The organism is Phenylobacterium sp. (genome assembly GCF_030654915.1).
Taxonomy (GTDB): Bacteria; Pseudomonadota; Alphaproteobacteria; order Caulobacterales; family Caulobacteraceae; genus Phenylobacterium.
On record NZ_JAURWM010000371.1, the window covers coordinates 1 to 23789 of the forward strand.

Genomic DNA, 23789 nt, shown 5'->3' on the forward strand with positions numbered 1-23789 from the left:
CGGCGATGCTGCTCCACAACAGGAAGTCCGAGAAGTCCCGCGCCACGTCGAGGGAGATGGTCGCGATCAGCGGCACGCAGCAGAAGGCGATCTGGACCAGTAACACCGCGATCGCCGGCGCGACTCGCCTCTGGCCATAGAAGGACCAGCAGACCACCAGACCTACGGCCGCAAGCAATACGATCGGCGCTCCCATCAGTAGGGTCGAGGCGCCTAGAGCGATGTTCGTGGATAGGAAGATGACCAACGGGATGGTCGTGCCTTGCCGGAAGTTGGGACAGGCCGGCGTCGCCGCCAGGATCTGGACGGCCAGCATTGGCGCGAGAAAGCTGAACTCCCAATCGCGGACCGCGGCGATCCCGAAGGCGAAGGTCGCCGCGAAGGCCAGGCGCAGCACCACCCGATCCGCCGCCGTGAGGCTAAAGGCGCCCCGGAGGCTGGACGCCTTTTCCATCAGGTCAGGTAGCTCAGATAGGAAACCAGACCTATCCAGAGCCGCCCGATACCGTCGGTCAGCGGATTGGTTCCGGTGTAGACCACGACATTGGCTTGAGAGCCGACCCGTATCCCCGTTGGCCGGTCATCGGGTTCGAAGCGGACGCGCACGGCGAACCTTTGAGGTTCGCGAACCCAACCGGAGTCGTTCCGGATGGTCGGCAGGCCGGTCTGGGAATCGACCTCACGGCTGTCGACCCCCCATCCGATGCTTTCGACCTTGCCGCGATAGACCCGCCCCGGCCGGATATCGAGGGCGATGCCGACTGGATCACCGACCTTGATGTGCTCAAGCCCGTTTTCCTCCATCTCGGATTCAACCCAGATGGCGCCGCCGTCGAAGAAGGTCATCACAGGCTGGCCGGCGTTGACGTACTGGCCCGTGGCGAGCTGTCGGTTGGTGATGACGCCGTTCGAGGGCGCCCGAACGATCGTGTCGGCCAGATCTCGGCGGGCCTTGCGAAGCGCGGCCTGGGCCTGGCGCAGTTGCGGATTGCTGGCGCCGAGAGGGCCCAGGTTCTGCCGAGCGCGCTCGACCTCGGCCAGGGCTTGATCCGCGCTGGCGATCGCCGTGTCGAGGGTCGCCTGGGCTAGGTCGCTTTGCGATTTGGTTTGAAACCCTCTTTTGACGAGGTCGAAGGTGCGCTTGCTCTGCTGACGGGCGTTGGCGAGGTTTGCTTGGGCTTGGGCTAGGCTGGCTTCGCTGGCCGCAAGTCCCGCCGTCGAGGCGCCGACGCTGAGACCAGCGGTCGCGAGTTGGGCTTCGGCGGCCTCCACCGCGATCTGGTAGCGTTCCCTATCGAGGGTGAAGAGAACCTGACCGGCCCTGGCCGCCTGATTGTCGGCGATGTTCACGGCGTCTACGCGGCCGCTGATATCCGGGGCCAGGCGCACGACATAGGCCTGCACCGTCGCCTGATCAGTGTAGGGGGTCAGGCGATTTGCAAACAAACTGTAGACAAATAGCCCGATGCCGAGCGCCAGGACGATGAAGGTCAGGCGGCGGATCGGGTTCGATGGCGGGCGAGACGGACCCTGGCCGTCCTGGCCCTGCGCCTGTTCCTCCAGTGGATCGGGGACGTCTCCCATGGTGTGGGTCCCCGCTAGTGTTGTTGAATGGAAGCGCGCGGGCCGGTCAGCAATATAGCAGTCGACTCGAGCGGCTGTGTCGCGGTGAGCGAAGCGATGAAGGCGCCGGCGATACTGAAGAGCAATGCATCACTCCACACCTGGGTGGCGGGCTCGATAACCTGCAGTTCTGAAGCTTGCGCCCCAATTCTTGCGGGCGTCAATCGGGGGGCGTCACTGACATCAAGCAGGGAAACTACTCAGGAGTTCTAGCTGGCGCTAGCCGACGTTTGAGGTCGGGAAACCCATCATTTGATAGGGCCATTCGATCTCCAGCGCCGGGCGTTTCGCTCCGAGCTTGCGGGTTATTACCGATGTACCGGCGTGCCGCAGCGCCGGAGCCTGACCATGGAGGCGACCATGGTCTGGAACACGTTGAACTATTGGCTGAACAACTCGCCACTCCTTCTGCTCGGGGGCGGGGTGTTGATCCTGATGACGGGCGCGGTCGGCGGGGGAATTTCGCTCCGCGCCTGGAATGATCGCCGCGACCCTTCCGGTTCGAGGAGCGGCGAGGGGGGGTTGGAAGGCTACGTCGTCTCGGCGGTTCTAGGCCTGCTGGCTCTGCTGATGGGCTTCACCTTTTCGCTCGCCGTCGACCGCTTCGAGATGCGGCGCGCGCTGGTGCTGGAGGAGGCCAATGCGATCGGCACAGCCTATCTGCGGGCTCAACTGCTCCCCGAGCCACATCGCGCACGGATCGGCCAGCTGCTGGTGAACTACACCGACAACCGGATCAACCTGGCCAAGGCGCCGCCCGACCGGATTCCGCCGCTGCTGGCCGTGAACGACCAGATGCTGACCGATCTCTGGGCGGCGACCGCCTCGGCCTTCGTGACCATCAAGGGCCTGGATTTCTCGAGCACGTTCGTGGACAGCGTGAACAATGTCATCGACCTCGACGCGGCGCGGAAGACCGCCCGCACCGCCCGCGTGCCGGCCGAGGTGTTCTTTGTGTTGTTCGTCTATCTGATCGTGACCGCCGGCGTGCTCGGATACGTCTTTGTCGGAAACCGGGGCCGGGGTGCGGCCGCCTTCATGCTGGTGCTGCTGACGCTCTCTCTCCTGCTCATTCTCGACATCGACCGGCCGAACAAGGGCGGCGTTCGTGAAGCGCAGACGCCGATGGAGCAGTTAAGGGCTTCGTTCAAGGCTCAGCCGCCAGCCGTCTTCGACCGCTATCTCATGGAGGACGCCAAGCTTGCGCCCTCGGCGGTGTCTCGTTGACCTATCGCCCGTAGCGCTTGGGGCTCGCGCACCTCGATCTTGCCGTAGGAAAGCTCGACCATCCCAGCGCGCTCCAGGCGTTTGAGCTCCTTGTTGATGGTTTGGCGGGAAACCCCGATCATCGCGGCCAGATCCTCCTGGCGCATTCGCAAGGCGTCTGGACCGGCCGCGCGCGCGGCCGCGCCGAGGATACGGGCCAAGCGCACAGACACGGGCTGGGCGATGGCCTGGGCCATGAAGGTCAGGGCCGCGCGCTGGCGGGCGCAGACCAGCACGCCGAGGTCGCGGTAGAGGATGGGGTGAGCCATGGCGATCTGTTCGAAGGCGCCCAGCGGCACATGGAGCAGACGTGTGGGTCGGACGGCCACCGCGTCGTGGGGGCGGGGACCGCCATCGACGACTGACAGCTCGCCGAACCAGGCGCCGGGCCCCAGGATCATGGCGACCGACTCCACGCCGATCGCGGGGTAGGACACCAGCCGGACCTCCCCCTCAACGACGCTCCATAGGCCATCGGGCGGATCTCCGAGCCCATAGATCCGGGACCCGGCGGGGACTGAACTTGGTCGCGCCCGCTCGAGAAGGACGGCCTGACGATCCGCGGGGAGAGTGGCGAACCACGGGATGGCGTCCGGGACGGCGTGTTGGGTGGTCGTCATTCCACAAATCATCCAGACCGACGAAGATTGTCAATTAGGCGACAATCTGGATCGCGCTCGCGTGCGATGACCCGGTCATCGGAACAGGAGATTGGCCATGACCATGATGACCGCCGTCGAGACGTGCGCCCCCACGATCCGGGAGCAGGTGTCGGAGGAGGAGTGGGCGCTGCGCGTCGATCTCGCCGCCGCCTATCGGCTGGTGGCCTACTATGGCTGGGACGACCTGATTTTCACGCACCTCTCGGCACGGGTGCCGGGACCCGAGCATCACTTCCTGATCAATCCCTATACCCACATGTTCGACGAGATCTCGGCCTCGTCGCTGGTGAAGATCGATGTCGAGGGAAACCGGGTGATGGATGTCCGCCAGCCGGTGAACAAGGCCGGCTTCGTGATCCATTCGGCGGTCCATATGGGCCGTGACGACGCCCACGCCGTGCTCCACCTGCATACGCCGCATGGTCAGGCGGTTTCGGCCATGGCCGAGGGCCTGCTGCCGCACACCCAGACCGCGATGATCGCGATGCACGACATCGCCTATCACGACTTCGAGGGCATCGCGACGGAGCTGGACGAGCGTGAGCGACTGGTCGCCGATCTCGGAACCAAGAACGCGATGATCCTACGCAACCACGGCACCCTGACTGTCGGCGAGAGCGTTCCCCAGGCCTTCCTGCGCATGTACTATTTGGAGCGCGCCTGCGAGGCTCAAGTCCTGATGCTCAGCGCTGGACGGGCGGGGCTGTATGAACCGAACCAAGGCGTGGCTGAAAAGGTCGAGAGCCAGACCGCCGCCCCAGGCATGAAGCGCCTGGCCGAGGGTCTGGCCTGGCCGGCCTTGCTGCGTAAACTCGACCGGATCGATCCCAGCTTCCGCGACTGATCGGCTCGCAAAGCCGCCCGATCTTGTTTCCTTGAAAGAGAGTTTGATGCCCGACTTCGGCTCCTATCAGAACGAAATCTACTTCAAGGGCCTGCAAGGCGTGCGGCCGAACCTGCCGGTCGATTTCAAGACCTTGGAGCAGCGGGCGTCGGCGGCCATGCCGCCGTCGGTGCTCTCCTATGTCCAGGGCGGGTGCGGCGACGAGTTCACGCAGAACCACAATGCCGAGGCCTTCAAGCGCCTGGGTCTGACGCCGCGCATGATGGTCGACTGCACCACGCGTGACCTCTCGGTCGAGCTCTTCGGCCTGAAGTTGCCCAGCCCAATCTTCATGGCTCCGATCGGGGTCATCGGGCTTTGCGCCCAGGACGGCCATGGCGACATCGCCACGGCGCGGGCGGCGGCGGCCACGGGCGTGCCGATGGTGGCCTCGACCCTGACCAACGACCCGATGGAAGATGTCGCCGCCGCGATGGGCGACACCCCGGGCTTCTTCCAGCTCTACACCCCGAAAGACAAAGACCTGGCTGAGAGCCTCGTGCGCCGAGCCGAGGCGTCGGGCTTCAAAGGCATCGTGGTGACCCTCGACACCTGGGTCACCGGCTGGCGGCCGCGCGATCTCAATGACGCCAATTTTCCGCAGCTACGCGGTCATGCCCTCGCCAACTACTTCTCCGATCCGCGCTTCCGGTCGCTGCTGAGCAAGCCGCCTGAAGAAGACGGCGCGGCCGCGGTCGGCCAATGGGGGCGGATCTTCGGCAAACCGCTCACCTGGGCCGACCTGCCTTGGCTGCGCTCCCTGACCAAGCTGCCGCTGATCCTGAAAGGCATCTGCCACCCGGACGACGCGTTGCGGGCCATCGATGGCGGGGTCGATGGCATCTACTGCTCCAACCATGGCGGGCGACAGGCCAATGGCGGGCTGGCGGCGATCGACATGCTGGCAGCCGTGGTCGAGGCCTCCGGCGATACGCCGGTGCTCTTCGATTCCGGGGTTCGGTCCGGCAGCGATGTCGTCAAGGCGCTGGCGTTGGGCGCCGCGGCGGTGGGCATCGGCCGCCCCTATGCCTATGGCATGGCGCTCGGCGGCGCGGACGGCGTGGCCCATGTGCTCAAGAGCATTCTGGCCGAGGCCGATCTGCTGATGGCCGTGGACGGCTATCCGACCATCGCCGATCTGCGGGCGGCAGGCCTGACCCGGACCTGATCGTAGGAGGCCGGCAGCGTCCATCAGGCCAGTGGCGCTGCGGCCGTCCATACTCTATCTTCGAAGTTATTGCTGCGACGAACGAGGGGCCGCCGGTTTGGTTCTCTCTATTTTGATTGAGGTCTTTTGAATGACGACGACCGAGGCTGTTAAGCCGCCGATCGACAAAAAGGCGCTGCTCGCCAAGTACATCGAGGAGCGCGACAAGCGGCTCCGCGCGGACGGCAATGAGCAGTATCTCGAAGTGAAGGGCCGTCTGGCTCACTACCTCGACGATCCCTATACGCCCTTGGTCGAGCGTGAGCCGAAGACCGACCACGTAACCTTCGCCTTCATCGGCGGAGGATTCGCCGGTCTGGTCACCGGCGCGCGGCTGGTTGAGGCCGGCGTGACCGACGTCCGCATCATCGAGAAGGGCGGCGACTTCGGCGGCACCTGGTACTGGAACCGCTATCCGGGCGCCCAGTGCGACACCGCCTCGATGATCTACATGCCGCTGCTCGAAGAGACCGGGCACATGCCGACCGAGAAGTACGCGCACGCGCCGGAGATCCTGGAGCAGTGCCAGCGGATCGGGAAGCAGTACGGCCTCTACGACAACGCGCTGTTCCACACCGAAGTCCAAGACCTGAGCTGGGACGAGGCCAATTCGCGTTGGGTAATTTCGACCAATCGCGGCGACCGGTTCACGGCCAGCTTCATAGGCCTGGGGACCGGCCCGCTGCACGTGCCCAAGCTGCCGGGCATCCCGGGGATCGAGTCCTTCAAGGGGCACTCGTTCCACACCAGCCGTTGGGACTACGGCTATACCGGCGGCGATCCCAAGGGCGCGCTGATGGAGAAGCTCGCCGACAAGCGGGTGGCGATCATCGGTACCGGCGCCACCTCGGTCCAGGCCGTGCCTCATCTGGCCAAGGCCTGCAAGGCGCTCTACGTCGTGCAACGAACCCCGTCCTCGGTGGATGTGCGCGCCAACGCGCCGATCGATCCTGAGTGGTTCGCCGGCATCGCGACACCGGGCTGGCAGCAGCGCTGGCTCGAGAACTTCACCGCCAACCAGGCGGGCGGCAATGCCGAGGTCGATTTGGTCCAGGACGGCTGGACCGATCTCTCGCGGCGGATCCGCGCCAAGATCTCGCAGCTGCCGCCGCAGGACATGACCCCGCAGAAGATGCTGGCGGCCTACGAGGACTCCGACTTTGAGAAGATGGAGGAGATCCGCGCCCGCGTGGACGCCATCGTCGAGGACGACGAGGCGGCCCAGAAGCTGAAGGCCTGGTATCGCCAGCTCTGCAAGCGGCCGTGCTTCCACGACGCCTATCTGCAGGCCTTCAATACCCCGGGCACGCAGCTGGTCGACACCGACGGGCAGGGCGTCGAGAAAATCACCGAGAAGGGGATTGTCGTGGGCGGCGTCGAGTACGAAGTCGACTGCATCATCTACGCCTCGGGCTTCGAGGTCGGCACCGAGTACAAGCGCCGTGCGGGTTTCGAACTGACCGGCCGCGACGGACTGACGCTCACGGACGCCTGGGCCGAGGGTATGCGCTCCAAGCACGGCATTCATGTTCACGGGTTCCCGAACGCCTTCTTCGTCCAGCCGACCCAGGGCGCGAACCTGATCTCCAACGTGCCGCACAACCTGACCGAAGCTGGCAGGACCATCGCCATGACGATCAAGCACGCGCTCGACGTCGGCGCCCGCCAGGTCGAGGTGACCCCGGACGCTCAGGAAGCCTGGGTCCAACTGCTGCTCAATGCGCCGGGGCGGATGATCGGCGCCCCGGACTGCACGCCCGGCTACTACAACAACGAGGGCCAAGCGCCCGGACCTGCGGCGAGTTTGAACGTCGGCTATCCAGCCGGCGCGACAGCCTACTTCAAGTATCTCGACGGCTGGCGAAACTCGGGCCAGTTCGAGGGCTTGGCGTTCCGCTGATGGCTCGCAGGGCTCGCGCCGGTGGCGCGAGCCCTGCACATTAAAGGTTCGAGGCGTCCTCGACGGACGTATCGCCATGCACCTGCTTGCGCCACATCACATAGGGCAGGGTGATGACGATGCTGGCCCCGAGGTAGAGCAGGATGGCGGCTGGGACGGCCTTTTCGGCCGGGCCGGCAAGGTGGGCGATGGCCATGGCGATCCCCGGATGGCGAGAGGCCGTGGCCAGCGCCAGGACCGACCGGTCGCCGGGCGTTGGGCCGCCGATAAGGTGACCGGCCGCGAGGCCCAGGATCACGAAGGCCGCGATGGCGACCAAGGTCCCATCTCCGATCTGGGCGAGGATGGCGGGGCCGGCCTTCACCAGGACCAGCAGCGCGGCGACGATGAGCAGCAAGGTGGCCGCGAGCGAGAGCGGCCCGGCGATGCGGGCGGCCAGTTTCGGCGCGGCTAGGCGCAGGACGATCCCCGCCAGGGTCGGGACGATGACCGTGATCAGGATCAGGGGAACTATGGGACCGGCGGGAATGCGGATCTTGGCCGGAAAGATCGCGTCGAGGATCATCCCGCCGACCGGAATGGTGATGAGCGCGAAGAGCGCCGCGGTGAACAACAAGGCCATGACATAGGCGTGGCCGCCGCCGGCCGTCACCAGCTTCCTTGGCAGGATCGGCGGCACCGGTGACAGCGACAGCGCCAGCAGGGTGATTTGGACCGCACGATGCATGGGGAAGGTGATCACGATCAGGACCGCGATAGCCGGCATCACCAAGTTCATCGAGATCACGGAGCGAAGCAGCTGCCCCGGATGGCGGAAAAAATAAGCTAGCTCCCTAGGGGCGGTGCCCAGACCAATCGTGAAGACCAGGACCGACACGCTGGACTTGAGCGCCAGGGGGACCAGTTCAGCAAGCGGCATGGCTCTTGTCCTAGCGGCGCTCTATCGCGTCATCGTAGGAGACATTGGGCCTTTAGCCGCTCCTTGTGGATCGGTGAAAACCCCAAGGCGCGGCTACGGAAACGCCAGCCGTCAGGCCAAGCTCGATGGGCTGGGCCGACCTGATCTCATTGGTGGGCTGGCTAAAGCTTTCGCGGGATAAGAACCTGCATGCTCTTGTAGCCCTTGACGAAGGTCGACGGGACCCGCTGGGGCTCTTCGAGCACCTGGATGTCGGGGAAGCGCTTGAGGATTTCTTCCCAGATGATTTTTAGCTGCAGTTCGGCCAAGCGGTTGCCCACGCAGCGGTGGACGCCAAAACCGAAGGACAGATGCTGTCGCGGCCGTTCGCGGTCGATGATGAAGTCATTTGGCCGCTCGATGACCGTGTCGTCGCGGTTGCCCGAGACGTACCACATGACGACATTGTCGCCCTTCTTGATGGTCTTGCCGCCCAGTTCGTAGTCTTGCGTCGCCACGCGCTTCATGTGGGCGAGCGGGGTCTGCCAGCGAATGGTCTCGGACACCATCGAAGGGATGAGGTCTGGATTGGCGCGCAGTTTGTCGTACTGGTCGGGGAACTTGTTGAGGGCGTAGATCGACCCGGAGATCGTGTTTCGGGTCGTGTCGTTGCCGCCGATGGTCAGCAGGATGATGTTCCCGAGGTACTCGAACTGATCCATGTCCTTGGTGGCTTCGCCGTGGGCCAGCATGGAGACCATGTCGCCGTCGATCGGATTGACCTTGCGTTCGGCCCACAGGTTCAGGAAATAGCCGGCATAGGCGCCCATCTCGGCGCGCTTTTCTTCCCAGCTGTCGACGACACCGTCGCCAGGGCGCGACATCACCGTGTCAGACCAGCGGGTCAGCTTGCGGCGATCTTCTTGCGGCATGCCAAACAGGGTGGCCAGCGTCATCGCCGTCAGTTCCATCGAAACCCGGTCGACCCAGTCGAAGGGCTCGCCGATCGGCAGGCTGTCGAGGATCGCTCCGGCGCGCTCGCGGATCAGGGGCTCCATGACCTTCAGATTGTGCGGCGAGACCGCCGGGCTGACGGTCTTGCGTTGCTCATCGTGCCTTGGCGGATCCATCGCGATGAACATGGTCGGCCCTCCGGTGGGGCCGCCGAATGGCCCGCCGGTCATCTGAGCCCCGCTGGCGACCAGCTTGGCGATCATCTCCTCGCTGGGGCCGAGGCTGATGCCACCTTCGGAGGAGAACACGCCATGATTGGTGTCGACCGCCATGATGTCGTTGTACCGGGTGATCGCCCAGTGGGGCTCGAAGTCGCTGGCGGGCGTCCAGTGGACGGGGTCCTCGGCCCGCAGGCGGTCGAAGTACGGCCACATCGCGTCTGCCTGGAAGAGCGCCGACTGCGCGACGTTAAGGGTCTCGATCGGCTGGGAATAGACCTGATCAAGCACGTCCTTGACCGCGGCGGCGTCCAGAGTGGCGCTCTCGCTCATTGCCCTATTCCTCCTTGTGGCCAAGCCTTTGGAGACTTGTTGTCACTAGATTTCGCTGCTTCAGCAGCATTCGACAAGACCTATCGTGACGTGGGCGTCACTTTTGCGATCGCGCATGTGGGCGTGTCGCTTGCGCGCGTCGGCGGCCGCCGACGTCGCAAGCATACGCCCGGAGCGATCGGGCTGAGGGGCCGCCGTTCTCCGGCAAGCCAATGTCCGCCGCCTTAGACGTCAGCCCCGCCGCTGGCCTCTGGCGGATGCGTATGGGGGAAGGCGACGTCGCGCGAGAGAGCGCCGATGGTCACCTCGCCAAAGCGCGTCAGGAGGCGTTGTTCGGCTTCGACCATCGCGTCCTTCAGGGCGGCGTTGACGGCCCGTTCAACAAGGCATCGCGGGTCGTTGTCGGCTAGGCCGATGGCGAACACCTTCGGACCGCCCAGCGCGTCATGGATGTCGCGCAAGGTCACTTCGTCGAGAGGCCGCGCCAGCGCCCATCCGCCGCCGTGCCCCTTTACGGAGGTCAGATAGCCTGCTGCCCTGAGCCCGGCCATGGTTCGCCGCACCACGACCGGGTTGGTGTCGAGCATCTGGCTGATGACCTCGGACGTTACGGGCGCGCCGATGTGATCCATGTGGATCAGAACGTGAAGCATCCGGGAGAGGCGGGTGTCGGTGGGCATGGCGCCTTCATAACTCATAATCGGTTCGTAACAAAACGAGTTGCGTGAAGCGATCGCGTCGCTATATCTCCCGCAACATTATAAGTTACGAGGATGAGCGATGGATCAGTATGAGGTCATCGTGGTCGGCGGCAGTTTCGCCGGCCTCTCAGCGGCGATGCAGCTTGCCCGGGCGCGGCGCAGGCTCCTTGTGGTGGACGCCGGCCGGCCCCGGAACCGGTTCGCGCCGACCTCCCACGGCTTTCTCGGGCAGGACGGCGTCCCGCCGGCCGACATCATGCGCGAGGGGCTGACCCAGCTGTCACGTTATCCGACCGTCGACTTCATCCACGCCGAAGCCGCGTCCGCCGGCAGGGAGGATGACGGTCTGGTTCTGGCGCTGTCGGACGGCGCTGAGGTCAGGACGCGTAAGCTCATCCTGGCCACCGGCGTGAAGGACGCGCTGCCGCTGGATTCGATGGTTCCGCGCTGGGGGGTGAGTGTCCTGCATTGCCCCTATTGCCACGGCTATGAGGTTCGGGATCGGCGGTTCGCCGTCATCGCCAACGCGCCGGGCGCCGCCCACCAAGCGGTCATCCTGCCGGACTGGGGACCCACGACCTTCTACACCCAAGGGGTGTTCGAGCCTTCAGGGGAGGAGGCTGGGCTGCTGGCCGCGCGCGGCGTTGGGATTGAACGCACGCCCGTCACTGAGCTGCTAGGGGAGGGCTCCGAGATTCGCGCCCTGCGGCTGGCCGACGGCCGCGAGGTCTCCGCCGAAGTGGTCTTCACCGCGCCGAGCACGCGCATGGCGAGCCCGCTGGCGGAGCAACTGGGTTGCGCCTTCGCCGACGGCATGACCGGCCCCTACATCGAGGTCGATTCCATGCAGCAGACGAGCGCGCCAGGCGTCTTCGCCGCCGGGGACGCCGCCACCTCGATGTACAACGCCACCCTGGCGTCCGCGGCCGGCGTCATGGCGGGCGTAGCCGCGCACCGCGCCCTGGTCCTCGATGCGGCGCATGGCGCGCTGAGGCACGCATGACCGGCTTCGACGATCCTGCCGCCGTCGCCCGCTATGCCGAAAACCCGCCGCGCCTCGTCCCAGGGTTCAGCGATCTTCAGCGGATGACACGCCTCCTGCTGGCCGAGACGGCGCCGGCCGATGGGCGCATCCTGGTGGTCGGCGCCGGCGGCGGCCTGGAACTCCGAGCGTTCGCCGAGGCGCAGCCGAGGTGGCGCTTCGTCGGGGTCGATCCTTCCGCCGAGATGCTCAAGCTGGCCCGCCGCACGCTCGGGCCATTGGCCGACAGGGCCGAACTCCATGAGGGCTATATCGCCTCGGCGCCGACCGGGCCATTTGACGGCGCGTCCTGCCTCCTGACCCTGCATTTCGTCCCGGTCGCGGAGCGGCTCGCCACACTCACGCAAATCCGGAGCCGGCTGAAGCCGGGCGCGCCGTTCGTGGCCGCGCACCACAGCATGCCCGAGGGCCCCGAGCGAGACCTGTGGCTTGATCGCTTCGCCGCCTTCGCCGCCGATAACGGCGTGGCGTTCGACAAGGCGAAGGGCGGCGCACGGGGGCTGGGCGACCAACTGCCTATCCTTACACCAGAGGCGGAAGTCGATCTGCTCCGGGCCGCCGGCTTCGTCGATCCGCAGCTGTTCTACGCCGCCTTCACCTTCCGAGGCTGGGTGGCCCGCGCCTGACCTGCCTTCGGCCTCGAGCGGCAAGTGTGGTGAACTCCAAACTCCGCGAACGCACTTCCGCTGTCTGGACGCTCATCGGCAACCCATCGTTCGCAGGCTGTGTCCCGCGCTGTCCACGCCAGCGTACCGAAAGTGGCGCGGGGGGTGCTGGGGCGCCATGGGCGAAGGAGTCGGCAACGCCGTGGACATAGGGCGCAGGAAAGAATGTTCGCATTTGCGCCTAAGGAATATTATCAGAAATAATGGATCTATCCGTTTGGGAGCCAGGTGCGTCTCGCCGATGAACGGTGAATTCAGCAAGGCGACGGGCGCGCTCGTCCGCATAGGCCTGGCTCGGCTGGCCTCGCATGTCCGGCCATGGAACCAGGCCGCCGCAGGCCGGGCACGTTCCGTCGAGTTCGAGTTCGGAGCCGCAAGTGCGGTGGAACATCCGGGTCGCCGGTTGTCCGCCCTCAGGTTTGCACCAGCGCTCGCCCCAGGCTCTCAGCGCCAGGATGACCGGCATCAGATCGACGCCTTTGGGCGTCAGGCGATATTCATGACGCGGCGGGCGTTCTGAATACGGGTGGCGCTCGATCAGGCCATCGGCTTCCAGGCGCTTCAGGCGCGCGGCGAGCATCTGGCTCGTGGCGCCCGTCTGCGCCTGCAGATCCTGAAAGCGCCGCTGCCCCATCAGCAGCTCGCGCACGATCAGGATTGACCAGCGGTCCCCGACCAGGCCGGTGGAATGAGCGATCGGACACAGGGTGTCATCGCCGGCGTCATGCTTAGGGGCCATCGGCCGATCCCATCTCCACCGTCGTCAGACATCGGCTTTCGCTGAACACTATGAAACTCATATGTTCTCTGTCCAGTCATCATGAGAAAGATGACGGGGTCGTCATTTTTGAGTCGCTTTGATTTTGGAAGTGGCTATCGTCCTTTGAAATCCTGGGAAATGGATGAGGAGGACAGGCCATGGCTGACGGCTCTCACGACCCGAAAGCGCTTCGCGCAAGGATCGGAATTTCACACGCCGACGAGCGGCGGATCGCGGTGGAGTTGTCGCCCGCGGTGGCGTGGCCGACGCTGTTTCTAGCCGTGGCGTTGCCGACGACCTTGATCGCCATCATCACGCTAGGCTTCACAGGCGCCCTGCCCCTGTGGGTCTGCACGCCGGTCCTGGCGATCGTTTCATATGCTCACTACACGTTGGTCCATGAGGCCATCCACGGGAACGTGGTCTCACGGCCGAAGGGCGCGGCCTGGATCAACACGCTTGTCGGCTGGATCGGCGCGCTGGGCATGGGCATGGGCTGGCCCGCCCTCCAGCGCACCCATGTCTTGCATCACTCCCACACCAATACCGAACGCGATCCCGACATCTCCGTGAAGGGCACCTTGGTCCAGTTGATCCGGAAATGGGTGGTGATGGTCCCCATGTCGCTCATACCGATGTTCGTGCTGCGTTTCATCAACGCGGAGCGCTACAGGCGGCTGGGGACGATCCTGAGCCCAGCCGAGATCGCCCAGGTCTCCGCGGTCGCCCTGTTCAACGTGGCGCTGCTGGTCGGGGCCGTCGCCAGCGGCCACGTGGTTGACTGGCTGTTGCTGTGGTTCCTGCCGACGCGCCTGGCCACGCTGATCCTGAACATCTTCTTCCAGTGGCTACCGCATCACCCGTTCGATCAGACCGAGCGTTATCTGAACACGCGGGTCAGCCTGTGGGCCGGCGGCACGTTCCTGCTGCTCCAGCAGAACCTGCACCTCGTGCATCACCTGTGGCCTAGCGTGCCCTTCTACAACTACGCCCGGCTGTTCCGCAGGCTCCGTCCCGTGCTGAAGGCCGAGGGCTCGCGCATCGAAGGCCTGATGGTCGGCCCAGGACGGCGGACGATCACCGACTGAGACGACCAGACGCGCGTCTTGCCACAATGTGGGACCAGCGGCCCCTAAACCGAGCGGAGAGACCCGATGTCCATTCAAGCCTTGGTCACCACCAACACAGGCTCAGCAGCGTCATCCGTTCAAGCCTTGGAGCCCGATGCGCTTGGCGAGGGCGACGTCACCGTGGCGGTGGAGTGGTCGACCATCAACTACAAGGACGGCTTGGCGCTCGCCGGCGCCGGCATCATGCAGTCCTATCCCATGGTCGGCGGCATTGATCTGGCGGGCGTGGTGGAGACCTCCGAGGATCCAGCCTTCAAGCCCGGCGACCGGGTGCTGGTCAACGGATGGGGCCTCAGCCAGACTCACAATGGCGGCTATGCGCGGAAGGCCCGGGTGCCCGGCGCCTGGCTTATCCCCACCCCCGAGGCGTTCAGCAATCGCCAGGCCATGGCCATCGGCACGGCCGGCTACACCGCCATGCTCTGCGTCCTGGCGCTGGAGCACGGCGGAATGACCCCGCAGCGGGGCGACATCCTGGTCACGGGCGCCAACGGCGGTGTGGGCTCGATCGCCATCGCCCTCCTCTCTGGTCTCGGGTACCGAGTGCTGGCCTCGACAGGTCGGGCTGAGGAAGCCGACTATCTGCGCGGGCTTGGGGCGGCGGAAATCCTCGACCGGGCCGAGCTCTCGGCGCCAGGCCGCCCGATCGGCAAGGAGCGCTGGGTCGGTGCGGTGGATTCGGTTGGCAGCCATACGCTGGCTAATGTGTTGGCCCATACCGCTTATCGCGGCGTCGTCGCCGCCTGCGGCCTGGCTCAGGGCATGGACCTCCCGGGATCGATGGCGCCCTTCATCCTCAGGAACATCACCCTGGCCGGGATCGATTCGGTCAATGCGCCGCGCCCTGTGCGGATCGAGGCTTGGACGCGCCTCGCCCGTGATCTCAACCTCGATAAGTTGACGTCCACGATCACAGAGGTGGGCCTGGCCGATGTCCCCAAGGTCGCCGCGGAGATCTTGAAGGGCCAGGTACGCGGCCGCACCGTCGTCAACCTCAACCGCTGACCTCGGCGCTGGCCGCCGGGGCGGCTCAGGTCGTGAGCTGGCTCAGCCAGCGCGTGTCGCGCGGCGAGGGCCGGCGGTGCAGGCGGCGCTCGAGGCGGGCGCGGGCCTTGGCTGCGTGGCCACCGCGCATCAGGGCGACGATGAGCGTGTCTTCGATGATTTCACGTTGGGCCCCGCTCCCGCCGATACGCACGACATCCACCGCCACCGGCTCCAAGATTTGCGCGCACGCTTGGTAATCGCCATCGGCGAAGGCGAGCGCCGCATTGCAGATCGCCGGGGTGACTGGGCCAGCGCCGGCAAAGCCGGCCTGCGCCATGCTGGTCAAAGCCTCGATGCGACGCTCGATGGCGGCGCGGTCGCCCGTGGCCGCCTCAAGAAGCGCCATGTGGACGTCGATAAAGGCCAGGCCGGGCTTGGGGAAAGCCTTGGCGGCGAAAGCCGCGACGGACTCCCATGACCCGTCCGGCAGGCTGTGGCCGTAGGCCTGCGCTCGCCACAACAGCGACGCCGAGTCGCTCACGACCGTGATCGCCAGCCCAGCCGACACCGATGGCTGGACGTGCTCGGCGTAGAGCGAGAGCGCGGCTTCGGCGTCGCCCTTCAACAGATTGACCAGGGCGCCATGCCAGGCGAGATGGCCGTGCAGGATGCCCGTGCGGTCGTAGCCGGGAAGCCAGCCGGCGATCAGCGTGTTGGCCGCCTCCCCTTCGCCGCCTTCGAACATGGCGTGGGCCAGCGCATGGACCGTGTTGGCGTCCCTCCCCTGCAGCGCGAAGGACCGCTCGAGCAGTTCCCGCCCGCGACCGACCGCGCCGTTCTCGGCGTAAGCCCAGCCGGCGTTTGTCAGGAACCAGGCGTCGTCGCGCGCGAAGTGGGCGCCGTGCCGCTCGCAGAGATCGACCCGCGCCTGATCGTGGTTCGGCATTCCGGAGAAGGCGAAGAGGCCAAAGGCGCCCAACGGCAGCGAGAAGATCAAGAGGTCGGTGGGCCAGGCGTCGATATGGGCGAGCGCGCTTTCCAACGCCTTCGCGGCTTGCCCATTGATGGCCAAGGAAAGCACTGAGACGTGGCTGCGCTCGCGTTCCCCGCCGTGCTTGGCCACGATGTCCTCAGCCGCCGCGATGGCCGCACGGGCTTCAGCCGACTGCGCGGATATGGCGTGCAGCCGGGCTCGGGCCGCATGAGCGAGTGCAAATTCGCGATCGTCGTGGATCGCGGCGTCCAACGCCTCGGCCGCCCCGGGCCAAGCCGCGAGCATCAGATCCACCCCCCGCCGATAGTGCGTCGCGGCGCTGTCGGAGATGGTCGAGAGCGGCAGTCCGCGGCTATCCTGGCGGGCCATCATGTCGTCCTGTGCTCTCGGCCGTCCCTATCAGAGACGGCCTGGTAGGCAGTTCGCCCCGGCGGAGCTGATGAAGCTCCACCGGGGCGATTAGATCAGAAGCGCTTCGTGAGCTGAACGCCATAGGTGCGGGGCTCATTGACGAAGGCGGTCAGGTTATTGAAGTCGATCGCTCCAATGACATTGGCCTCGTCGGTGATGTTGCGCACATAGGCTGCGGCTTCCAGGCCAAGGTCGGCGCTGCGCCAGCCCGCGCGCAGGCCGCCTTCGAAAGCGGTGTCCTGCTGGAACTCGACCGACTCGTACAGGAACAGGTTGAAGTTCTTCTGCATGACCCAGTCGGTCGAGGCGAAGAGCTCCGCGCCGTTGCCGAGCGAGTGGACGTAGTTCAGCGTCAGGTTGGCTGTGTATTCCGGAGCCTGCGGGAAAGGATTGCCGTCGATGTTGGCGCGGCGGGTCGTGCCGACATTGACGATCGGGTCGGTGACCGTGCAGTTCGCGCCGCAGAAGGCGACCAGCAGGTTGTTGTCCTTGATCTCCGTGTGGTTCCAGGCGAAGCCGCCCGCCAGGCTGAAGCCGGCGCCCAGATAGACGTCGCCGTCGATCTCCACGCCATAGCCCTCGCCCTTGTCGGCGTTGATCAGCTGGTTGAAGTTGCCCTCGCCGCCGATCGCGGTGAACTGCGGATCGGACACTTCATAGATATACGCCGTGGCGTTGAGGCGAGCGCGGCCTTCCCACAGACGCGACTTCAAGCCGACTTCGTAGGACATGACGGTTTCGGAGTCGGCCGTGGTCACGACGTTGGAGGTGGCGATCCGGCCCTGAATGGACGGACCGCGATAGCCCTGGGCCACGCGGGCGAACAGGTTCAGCTCGTCATTGACCTCGTACAGGGCGCTGACGTCCCAGCTCAGCTGTTCGTCGCCGACCTTCTTCGTCACATCCAGCGCCGGACCGAGCACGCGTTGGCCGCGGAAGTTGCGGCTGTCGTCGGTGTAGCGCAGGCCAGCCGTCAGCTTCAGGGCGTCGGTGACCTCGTAGTGGCCCTGGCCGAACAGCGACCAGGACTCCGAACGCTGCACGACGTCGGTGATGATGGTCGGCAGCATGCCGCCCGTGCCGTTGAAGGTGGCCGAGATCAGGTTGAAGCGCTCGTCCCAATAGAAGGCGCCGACCTGCCAGCCCAGCGGGCCGTCGCCGTTCGACGCGAGGCGCAGTTCATAGGTGTTCTGCAGCAGGTCGCTGTTGAGGGTGCCGGTCTCGGAGTTGAACGGAGTCTTGAACGGCGCGCCGGCCGGGGCCGAGGCCACGCCGCCGTCGATGTCGCCATTGCCGGAGGACTTGCCCTGGTAGGAGGCGACCACGCCGGTCAGGGTTGCCGGTCCGAAGTCGTAGGCGACCTGCAGGGCTTGCGACGTCGTGTTCTGCTTCTGGAAGTTGTTGCGACCGCCGTCGTAATAGACCTTTTCGCGGTCGAAGTTGGCGTTCAGCTCGTTGGAGCCCTTGGTCAGGACATTGGCCCGGTTCATCGTGCCCGTGCCTTCGTAGTCGCGGGCCTGCAGGGTCAGCAGGGCCGAGAGGCGGTCCGTCGGCGTCCAGGCGATATGAATGCGACCGGCGACGTCGTCGAAGTTACCCAGGTCCTTGCCGTTCGGATCGGCGAAGGGCGCGTTGTAGGCGTTGTCGACCCAGTCGTCCCGATGGTTCCACAGACCCGAAACGCGCACCTGCACGGTCTCGGTCAGCGGCATGGTCATCCCGCCCTCACCCCGGACCGAACCCAGGTTGCCATAGGCGAGCGAGGCGAAGCCACCGAACTGCTGCGACGGCTTGGCGGTGTCGATCTTGACCACGCCGGCCGGAGTGTTGCGGCCAAACAGCGTGCCCTGCGGCCCGCGCAGCACTTCCAGCTGCTGGACGTCGAACAGCGGGAAGCCCTTGAGGAAGACGTTCTCGAGCACGACGTCGTCGAGCACGACCGAGACCGGCTGCGAGGCGTTGAAGTCGAAGTCCACATTGCCGAGGCCGCGGATATAGAAACGCGGGGCATAGCGGCCGTTGGAGCTCTCGACCTGCAAGCTCGGCACCCGGGCCGACATCGACAGGATGTCGCCGCCGCCGGCGGCCACCTCGGCCATCGTCTCTTGGTTCACGGCGGTCACGGCGAATGGCACGTCGCGGATGTTCTCGCTCCGGCGCTGCGCCGTGACGACCAGGTCTTCCACGGTGTAGGCCGCGTCCGAGGGGGCCGGCGACTGCGCCAGGGCAGGCGTGGAGACGAGAAGAGCCAGGCCGCTGACCGAGCAGGCGAGCGCGCCGAGACGACGATTCATTATGTGTGATCCCCCAAGGATTAAAGTCGGGGTGGCCCTACGCTGCAGCGATTTGGATCGCCAATAGATAACGTCGTTACTTCGTGAAATTTTCGATACATGGGCACATTGGTCACGCTGCACGCACTGCGCGCGCCTCGCGCCATTGCTCCAGCGTCGAAATGGTGAAATCAGCTGGATCGTGCGTGATCCCCTCCCCCCTACTGACCGGCGGCAGTTCCTCGCGGGCATAGCCGTCGCCGCCGCCAGCCCTCTCCTGACCGGCTTCGCGTCCCCCATTGTCGGGCGGGTGCTCGCCATGTCGGATCTGCACTCGGCCTACGAGCGGACGGGGCAGTTGCTCGCCGCCCTTGAGGCCGAAGTCGCCGCGCAGCCGGTTCCCCATGTGATCGCCATCAACGGCGATGCATTCGAACACGGCAATGTCGCAGCGGTGCGCTCCGGCGGCGCCATCGACTGGGCCTTCCTCGGTGAATTGCCCAAGATCGCGCCGACGGTCTTCAACCTCGGCAACCACGACAACGACATTACGGCGGACTTGGCCGATGTCGTCGCTCGTCTGCGCGCACTGGGCCTCACAGTGGTCAGCACCATTGTCGACGCTCGGACCGGCGCGCCATACGCCGGGGCGACAGCCACCCTGCCCCTGGGCGCTCGGCGCCTGCGGGTGGTCGGGGTGGCGACGAATTCACTGAACACCTATCCAGCCGCCAGCCGCCCGACCCTGACCATTCCCGCGCCCGGCGAGTGGGCCAAGGCGAACCTTGCCCAGGCCCTGGCCGGCGCCGAGCTGTCGATGGTCATGAGTCACGCCGGCGTGGCGCCTGATCGGGACATTCTTCCCTTGCTGCCTGACGGCGCCCTGATGGTCGGCGGGCACAACCACTTGCTGTTCCAGCATCGCCAGGGCCGCAGCCTCTATGTGCACACCGGATCGTGGAGCAACGCCTACACCGCCGTACCCCTGCGAATGAATGGGCCGGGCGACGCCGTTTCGCGGCAGGTCGCGCTGGATGCGCCCGTGTCGCCGGGTCTAGCATCGCTCATCGCGACGGTTCTGACGCGGGACGTGACGGAACAGGAACGCGCGATCCTGGGCGTGTCTTCGCGTGCCCTGTCGCTGGGCGACACCGGACGCGCGGTCGCCGCGGCGATGGCCCGCGCCAGCGAAGCCGACGCGGGCTTCATCGGTCACACCACATTGGGGACCGGCCTGCCTTCAGGACCCGTATCGCGTTTCGCCTTTGACGCTGTCGTGCGCTTCGAGGGCAAGCTGATGGTGGCCGAGGTGTCCCGGGAAAGGCTCGCGGGGTTCATCGCCCGGGCGAACCAAGACCGCCCCATGCCGCTGGATCAGCGGAGCGGAGACTTCCTCTATGGAGAGACGCTCAGGCCGGCGGACGGCCGGCTCGCCCGGATCGTCACGACCGACTGGTGCGCGTCGAACCAGGCTGAGTACTTTGGCGCGACCGACCTGGCCTTCAGCGAGGTCCCCGACGTGCGGCTGAAATCGGTGGCGGCCAAGTCGCTTCTGGCGAGCTGACTCCCTACTGGCGAGACATCTCCGCTCGGGCCTGGGCGCGGACTTCGCCGCCGGTCGGAGCGCCGCCGACCTCAAAGATGACGGAGTCGATCTTGCCGGGATAGACGAACGGGGCGGAATAGCCGTCACAGACCGGCGCCAGGCTGCGGCCCAGATCCATGCCGATGCTCGACAGCATGGCCAGCATCCGAGGTAGCTTGCCCGCGGCGACCTGCTCGCCATCGACACTGAGGCCAAGGTCGGCCCCGCCGGCTTCATCGCGCTCCACGACCAACTCTATGCTGTGGGGTCCCGGCGACATCGGCTTGGCGGCGACGAGATGAGTGTGATCGTGGAAGGCGTTGTAGTCGAAGTGCAAACGCCCCTCGGATATGTAGATCACATAGCCGCTGTTGATGGTTCCCCGCGACACCAGCGCGCCGTCGCCGTTCTGCGTCGGATGATCCAGCTCGATAAGCGTGCGCCAGCTGCGCGCCACCGGCGGACAGGCGTCGGCGACGACGCGGGTGATGGGCGGTCGATAGACAAACCGTCGACGGGAGCTCGGCAGGCCTGGCCGCATCGATGAACGGAAAAGGGCCAAGGCCCCGCGGTCGTCCAGCGGCAGCACGCCATGCTCTTCAGCTTCCTGCCACCAGCGTGCGATCATGGCCTTCAGGCGCTCCGGCTCCTGCGCCGCCAGATCGTTGGTTTCAGAGAAGTCGTTGGTGAAATTGTAGAGCTCCCAGACGTCATCGTCGAAGGGGACGCCGGAGGTGTGGCGCGTGACGGCCTTCCAGCCGTCCATGTAGAGGCCGCGATGGCCGCCCATCTCGAAATATTGAGGACCCCGCTCGACCTTGGGGACGCCCGACTGGAAGGTCGACGCGAAACTGGTCCCGTGCAGCGGCGTCTGCGGCACGCCGCCGACCACGTCCGGGGTCGCCAGGCCGAGGGCGTCCAGGATGGTCGGGGTCACGTCGATAGCGTGGCAGAACTGGGCGCGCGTCTCCCCCGCGCCCTCGATCTTGCCCGGCCAGTGAATAACCAGCGGGTCACGGACCCCGCCGCCGTGGGTGTTCTGCTTGTACCAGCGAAGCGGCGTGTTCCCGACCTGCGCCCAGCCCCACGGAATGTTGGAGTGGCTGTTCGGTCCGCCGATATCGTCGAGGCGCTCGACGGCATGGTCGATGTTCTCCGGGATGCCGTTGAACCACTTCATCTCGTCCAACACCCCGGCGGCGCCGCCCTCCTGGCTGGCGCCGTTGTCCGACAGCACGACGAAGAGTGTGTTCTCCCACTTGCCCAGGCTCTGAAGCTGTTCGATCAGTCGGCCGATCTGGTGGTCGGTGTGATCCAGCATCGCGGCGAAGGCTTCTTGCAGCCGGGCGGCGAACTTCTGCTCGTTGGTCGACAGGTCATCCCAGGCCTTAACGCCCGGATTGCGCGGCGACAGCTCGGTGTCGGCCGGGATGACGCCCAGCGCCTTTTGCTTCTCGAACCAGCGGGCGCGCTCGACGTCCCAGCCCGCGTCGAAGCGGCCCTTGTACTTGTCGAGATAGGCCTGGGGGGCTTGGTGCGGGGCGTGGGTCGCGCCGAAAGCCAAGTAGAGAAAGAAGGGCCGCTCCGGCACCAGCGAGGTCAAGTCGCGGATAAAGCCGCCGGCCTGATCGGTGATGTCCTCGGAGACGTGATAGCCCTCTTCCGGCGTATAGGGCGGGTCGATGTGGTGGTTGTCATAGGTCAGTTCCGGGTGGAACTGGTCGGTTTCGCCCTGCAGGAACCCGTAGTAGCGGTCAAATCCACGCTGTAGCGGCCAGTTGGCGAACGGACCGGCGGCCGTGCATTCAGCCATCGGCGCCAAGTGCCACTTGCCGGCGGCGAAAGTGGCGTAGCCGTTCTCACGCAGAATTTCGGGCAGGGTCGCGGCGGACTTCGGAATAGCCCCGCGCATGTTCGGGTAGCCGGTGTCGAAGTTCGAGACCGAGCGCATGCCCACCGCGTGATGATTGCGCCCCGTGAGCAGGCAGGCGCGGGTCGGCGAGCAGAGCGAGGTGGTGTGGAAGCCGGTGTACTTCACGCCCTGGACGGCCAGGCGGTCGATGTTCGGCGTCTCGATGGTCGAGCCATAGCAGCCGAAGTGCGAGAAGCCGCTGTCATCCAGAACGACCATCACCACGTTCGGGGCGCCGGCCTTCATCGGCGACGGCGGCCACCAGGGCTGGGACTCCTGAACGGTACGCCCGATGACGCCTTGAAACGCATCGCTCTGGGGAAGCTCGTCGGCCATCTCGTGACTCCCTGGAAATTGGTGCGGGGCTCGCGCCCGCCTAGGCTCGTGCCTGAATCATGCCGTCGATGACGGCGACGATGTCGCCGGGGCAGTCTTCCTGCAGGAAGTGGCCGCCTTTGAGCGTGACATGGGCCTGCCCCTTGGCGCCCGGAATGCGAGTCTGGAACGGCGCCTCCCCGCCACGGGTGACCGCATCTCCGTCGCTGAAGGCGGTGATCACCGGCTTCTCAAACGCTTCGAGGATCTTCCAGGCCGCCAGGTTCTCAGCGACGGAGCCATGCTCAGGCGTCACCGGAACCAGCATCGGGAACTGCCGCGCGCCCTCCTTGTAGGTCTCATCGGGGAACGGCGCGTCGTAGGCCGCGATTTCGGCGGGCGAGAGGTCGCGCCCCGAGCCGGCGCTGACAAAGCCGCCGATTGGCATCTGCGGGACGTTCTGGCTGATATCCAGCCAAGCCTTGAACCCGGCCGTCATGCCAGATCCCGTGGGAAGGCCGGTGTTGGCGATCACCAGACCCGCGAACCGCTCTGGATACGCGGCCACGAGCCGCAAGCCGATCAGGCCACCCCAGTCCTGGCAGAAGAGCGTGATGTCCCGCAGGTCCAACCCGGCAAGCCATTGGCTCATCCAATCGACGTGACGCTCATAGGTGTAGTCGGTCCGCAGCGCCGGCTTGTCCGAGCGGCCAAAGCCGATGAGGTCCGGGGCCACCACGCGGTAGCCCTTGGCCGCCAGGGCAGCGATGATCTTGCGGTACAGATAGGACCAGGAGGGCTCGCCATGCATCAGCAGCACGACCTGTCCATCGCGCGGCCCCTCGTCCACATAGGCGATGCGCAGACTTGTACCGTCCGCGTCGGTCACTTCGCTGTAGTGAGGCCCATAGGGCCAATCTGGCAGATCGGCGAACCGTTCATCCGCTGTTCTCAGCACCTGCATGACGTCCACCCCATCGCTCGCCGCGCCTATGCACGACCATATATTGGCATCATGCGTGCCATTATGTGGCGAGGCCGTCAAGCCAGGGTGGGAGCAGCCCGATGCA

At 65.8% G+C, this 23789-nt stretch carries 20 protein-coding genes; 9 read left to right on the forward strand and 11 right to left on the reverse strand.

Annotated elements, in window-relative coordinates; translation table 11 throughout:
- Both Q7T84_RS19000 and Q7T84_RS19005 read right to left on the reverse strand, forming a co-directional pair.
- Positions 1–454: DUF2955 domain-containing protein (locus Q7T84_RS19000; RefSeq protein WP_304812092.1), on the reverse strand; the 454-nt coding region annotated here is incomplete at its 3' end.
- The gene (locus tag Q7T84_RS19005) at positions 454–1584 is read right to left on the reverse strand and encodes an HlyD family secretion protein (protein ID WP_304812095.1); all 1131 of its coding nucleotides are present in this window, start codon (positions 1582–1584) and stop codon (positions 454–456) included. The genes Q7T84_RS19000 and Q7T84_RS19005, both read right to left, overlap by 1 nt.
- A gap of 399 nt (positions 1585–1983) precedes the next feature.
- Between Q7T84_RS19005 and Q7T84_RS19010 the strand changes: the two genes are divergently transcribed.
- Positions 1984–2850 (forward strand): hypothetical protein, encoded by an 867-nt coding sequence (locus tag Q7T84_RS19010; RefSeq protein ID WP_304812097.1) that lies wholly within the window; start codon positions 1984–1986, stop codon positions 2848–2850.
- Here Q7T84_RS19010 and Q7T84_RS19015 read toward each other — a convergent pair.
- A complete protein-coding gene (locus Q7T84_RS19015) occupies positions 2802–3521 on the reverse strand; it encodes a Crp/Fnr family transcriptional regulator (protein ID WP_370653688.1) in 720 nt (239 codons plus the stop codon). The two genes, Q7T84_RS19010 and Q7T84_RS19015, sit on opposite strands and share 49 nt — an antisense overlap.
- Positions 3522–3612: 91 nt before the next feature.
- On the opposite strand from Q7T84_RS19015, the gene Q7T84_RS19020 reads away from it, so the two are divergent.
- From Q7T84_RS19020 to Q7T84_RS19030, 3 genes are all read left to right on the forward strand, one after another.
- The gene (locus tag Q7T84_RS19020) at positions 3613–4395 is read left to right on the forward strand and encodes a class II aldolase/adducin family protein (protein WP_370653689.1); all 783 of its coding nucleotides are present in this window, start codon (positions 3613–3615) and stop codon (positions 4393–4395) included.
- Positions 4396–4441: 46 nt separating this feature from the next.
- Positions 4442–5602, forward strand: coding sequence for an alpha-hydroxy-acid oxidizing protein (locus tag Q7T84_RS19025; RefSeq protein ID WP_304812104.1), 1161 nt, complete (start codon positions 4442–4444; stop codon positions 5600–5602).
- Positions 5603–5732: 130 nt separating this feature from the next.
- Positions 5733–7541 carry an NAD(P)/FAD-dependent oxidoreductase gene (locus Q7T84_RS19030; RefSeq protein ID WP_304812106.1) on the forward strand — a complete coding sequence of 603 codons (1809 nt, stop codon included), beginning with the start codon at positions 5733–5735 and terminating at the stop codon, positions 7539–7541.
- 40 nt (positions 7542–7581) lie between these two features.
- Here the strand turns inward: Q7T84_RS19030 and Q7T84_RS19035 are convergent, their stop codons facing one another.
- The 3 genes from Q7T84_RS19035 to Q7T84_RS19045 all read right to left on the reverse strand — a co-directional run bounded on the left by Q7T84_RS19035 (position 7582) and on the right by Q7T84_RS19045 (position 10624).
- On the reverse strand, positions 7582–8460 hold the full coding sequence (locus Q7T84_RS19035; protein WP_304812108.1) for a hypothetical protein: 879 nt from the start codon (positions 8458–8460) through the stop codon (positions 7582–7584).
- A gap of 161 nt (positions 8461–8621) precedes the next feature.
- The gene (locus tag Q7T84_RS19040) at positions 8622–9944 is read right to left on the reverse strand and encodes a cytochrome P450 (RefSeq protein WP_304812110.1); all 1323 of its coding nucleotides are present in this window, start codon (positions 9942–9944) and stop codon (positions 8622–8624) included.
- A gap of 224 nt (positions 9945–10168) precedes the next feature.
- On the reverse strand, positions 10169–10624 hold the full coding sequence (locus tag Q7T84_RS19045; protein ID WP_304812112.1) for an Rrf2 family transcriptional regulator: 456 nt from the start codon (positions 10622–10624) through the stop codon (positions 10169–10171).
- Positions 10625–10724: 100 nt separating this feature from the next.
- Here Q7T84_RS19045 and Q7T84_RS19050 point away from each other — a divergent pair, with 100 nt between their 5' ends.
- The gene (locus Q7T84_RS19050) at positions 10725–11648 is read left to right on the forward strand and encodes an NAD(P)/FAD-dependent oxidoreductase (protein WP_304812115.1); all 924 of its coding nucleotides are present in this window, start codon (positions 10725–10727) and stop codon (positions 11646–11648) included.
- Entirely contained in the window at positions 11645–12313 is a 669-nt protein-coding gene (locus Q7T84_RS19055; RefSeq protein ID WP_304812122.1) for a class I SAM-dependent methyltransferase, read from the forward strand. The genes Q7T84_RS19050 and Q7T84_RS19055 overlap by 4 nt, the downstream gene beginning before the upstream one ends.
- Before the next feature lie 220 nt (positions 12314–12533).
- Here Q7T84_RS19055 and Q7T84_RS19060 read toward each other — a convergent pair whose 3' ends face one another.
- Positions 12534–13091, reverse strand: coding sequence for a helix-turn-helix domain-containing protein (locus tag Q7T84_RS19060; RefSeq protein WP_304812125.1), 558 nt, complete (start codon positions 13089–13091; stop codon positions 12534–12536).
- A 179-nt stretch (positions 13092–13270) separates the two neighbouring features.
- Here Q7T84_RS19060 and Q7T84_RS19065 point away from each other — a divergent pair, with 179 nt between their 5' ends.
- Together Q7T84_RS19065 and Q7T84_RS19070 are read left to right on the forward strand one after the other, a co-directional pair.
- Positions 13271–14200 carry a fatty acid desaturase gene (locus Q7T84_RS19065; protein WP_304812129.1) on the forward strand — a complete coding sequence of 310 codons (930 nt, stop codon included), beginning with the start codon at positions 13271–13273 and terminating at the stop codon, positions 14198–14200.
- Positions 14201–14266: 66 nt separating this feature from the next.
- Positions 14267–15247 carry an MDR family oxidoreductase gene (locus Q7T84_RS19070; protein WP_304812133.1) on the forward strand — a complete coding sequence of 327 codons (981 nt, stop codon included), beginning with the start codon at positions 14267–14269 and terminating at the stop codon, positions 15245–15247.
- Positions 15248–15272: 25 nt separating this feature from the next.
- Here Q7T84_RS19070 and Q7T84_RS19075 read toward each other — a convergent pair whose 3' ends face one another.
- Positions 15273–16592 (reverse strand): tetratricopeptide repeat protein, encoded by a 1320-nt coding sequence (locus Q7T84_RS19075; protein ID WP_304812136.1) that lies wholly within the window; start codon positions 16590–16592, stop codon positions 15273–15275.
- 95 nt (positions 16593–16687) lie between these two features.
- Positions 16688–18928, reverse strand: coding sequence for a TonB-dependent receptor (locus Q7T84_RS19080; RefSeq protein WP_304812139.1), 2241 nt, complete (start codon positions 18926–18928; stop codon positions 16688–16690).
- 181 nt (positions 18929–19109) lie between these two features.
- Between Q7T84_RS19080 and Q7T84_RS19085 the strand changes: the two genes are divergently transcribed.
- Positions 19110–20471: a metallophosphoesterase gene (locus tag Q7T84_RS19085; protein ID WP_304812141.1), complete on the forward strand. Its 1362-nt coding sequence runs from the start codon at positions 19110–19112 to the stop codon at positions 20469–20471.
- A gap of 4 nt (positions 20472–20475) precedes the next feature.
- On the opposite strand, the gene Q7T84_RS19090 is transcribed toward Q7T84_RS19085, so the two are convergent.
- Together Q7T84_RS19090 and Q7T84_RS19095 are read right to left on the reverse strand one after the other, a co-directional pair.
- Positions 20476–22740: an arylsulfatase gene (locus Q7T84_RS19090; protein ID WP_304812143.1), complete on the reverse strand. Its 2265-nt coding sequence runs from the start codon at positions 22738–22740 to the stop codon at positions 20476–20478.
- A gap of 40 nt (positions 22741–22780) precedes the next feature.
- Entirely contained in the window at positions 22781–23683 is a 903-nt protein-coding gene (locus Q7T84_RS19095) for a haloalkane dehalogenase (RefSeq protein WP_304812145.1), read from the reverse strand.
- Between the last annotated feature and the right edge of the window lie 106 nt (positions 23684–23789).

Coding starts and splice junctions, on each gene's coding strand:
- Q7T84_RS19095 (WP_304812145.1), bottom strand. CDS start 23,683: ATGCAGGTGCTGAGAACAGCGGATGAACGGTTCGCCGATCTGCCAGAT.
- Q7T84_RS19080 (WP_304812139.1), bottom strand. CDS start 18,928: ATGAATCGTCGTCTCGGCGCGCTCGCCTGCTCGGTCAGCGGCCTGGCT.
- Q7T84_RS19075 (WP_304812136.1), bottom strand. CDS start 16,592: ATGGCCCGCCAGGATAGCCGCGGACTGCCGCTCTCGACCATCTCCGAC.
- Q7T84_RS19030 (WP_304812106.1), top strand. CDS start 5,733: ATGACGACGACCGAGGCTGTTAAGCCGCCGATCGACAAAAAGGCGCTG.
- Q7T84_RS19090 (WP_304812143.1), bottom strand. CDS start 22,740: ATGGCCGACGAGCTTCCCCAGAGCGATGCGTTTCAAGGCGTCATCGGG.
- Q7T84_RS19050 (WP_304812115.1), top strand. CDS start 10,725: ATGGATCAGTATGAGGTCATCGTGGTCGGCGGCAGTTTCGCCGGCCTC.
- Q7T84_RS19040 (WP_304812110.1), bottom strand. CDS start 9,944: ATGAGCGAGAGCGCCACTCTGGACGCCGCCGCGGTCAAGGACGTGCTT.
- Q7T84_RS19070 (WP_304812133.1), top strand. CDS start 14,267: ATGTCCATTCAAGCCTTGGTCACCACCAACACAGGCTCAGCAGCGTCA.
- Q7T84_RS19045 (WP_304812112.1), bottom strand. CDS start 10,624: ATGCCCACCGACACCCGCCTCTCCCGGATGCTTCACGTTCTGATCCAC.
- Q7T84_RS19015 (WP_370653688.1), bottom strand. CDS start 3,521: ATGATTTGTGGAATGACGACCACCCAACACGCCGTCCCGGACGCCATC.
- Q7T84_RS19060 (WP_304812125.1), bottom strand. CDS start 13,091: ATGGCCCCTAAGCATGACGCCGGCGATGACACCCTGTGTCCGATCGCT.
- Q7T84_RS19005 (WP_304812095.1), bottom strand. CDS start 1,584: ATGGGAGACGTCCCCGATCCACTGGAGGAACAGGCGCAGGGCCAGGAC.
- Q7T84_RS19055 (WP_304812122.1), top strand. CDS start 11,645: ATGACCGGCTTCGACGATCCTGCCGCCGTCGCCCGCTATGCCGAAAAC.
- Q7T84_RS19020 (WP_370653689.1), top strand. CDS start 3,613: ATGATGACCGCCGTCGAGACGTGCGCCCCCACGATCCGGGAGCAGGTG.
- Q7T84_RS19035 (WP_304812108.1), bottom strand. CDS start 8,460: ATGCCGCTTGCTGAACTGGTCCCCCTGGCGCTCAAGTCCAGCGTGTCG.
- Q7T84_RS19010 (WP_304812097.1), top strand. CDS start 1,984: ATGGTCTGGAACACGTTGAACTATTGGCTGAACAACTCGCCACTCCTT.
- Q7T84_RS19025 (WP_304812104.1), top strand. CDS start 4,442: ATGCCCGACTTCGGCTCCTATCAGAACGAAATCTACTTCAAGGGCCTG.
- Q7T84_RS19065 (WP_304812129.1), top strand. CDS start 13,271: ATGGCTGACGGCTCTCACGACCCGAAAGCGCTTCGCGCAAGGATCGGA.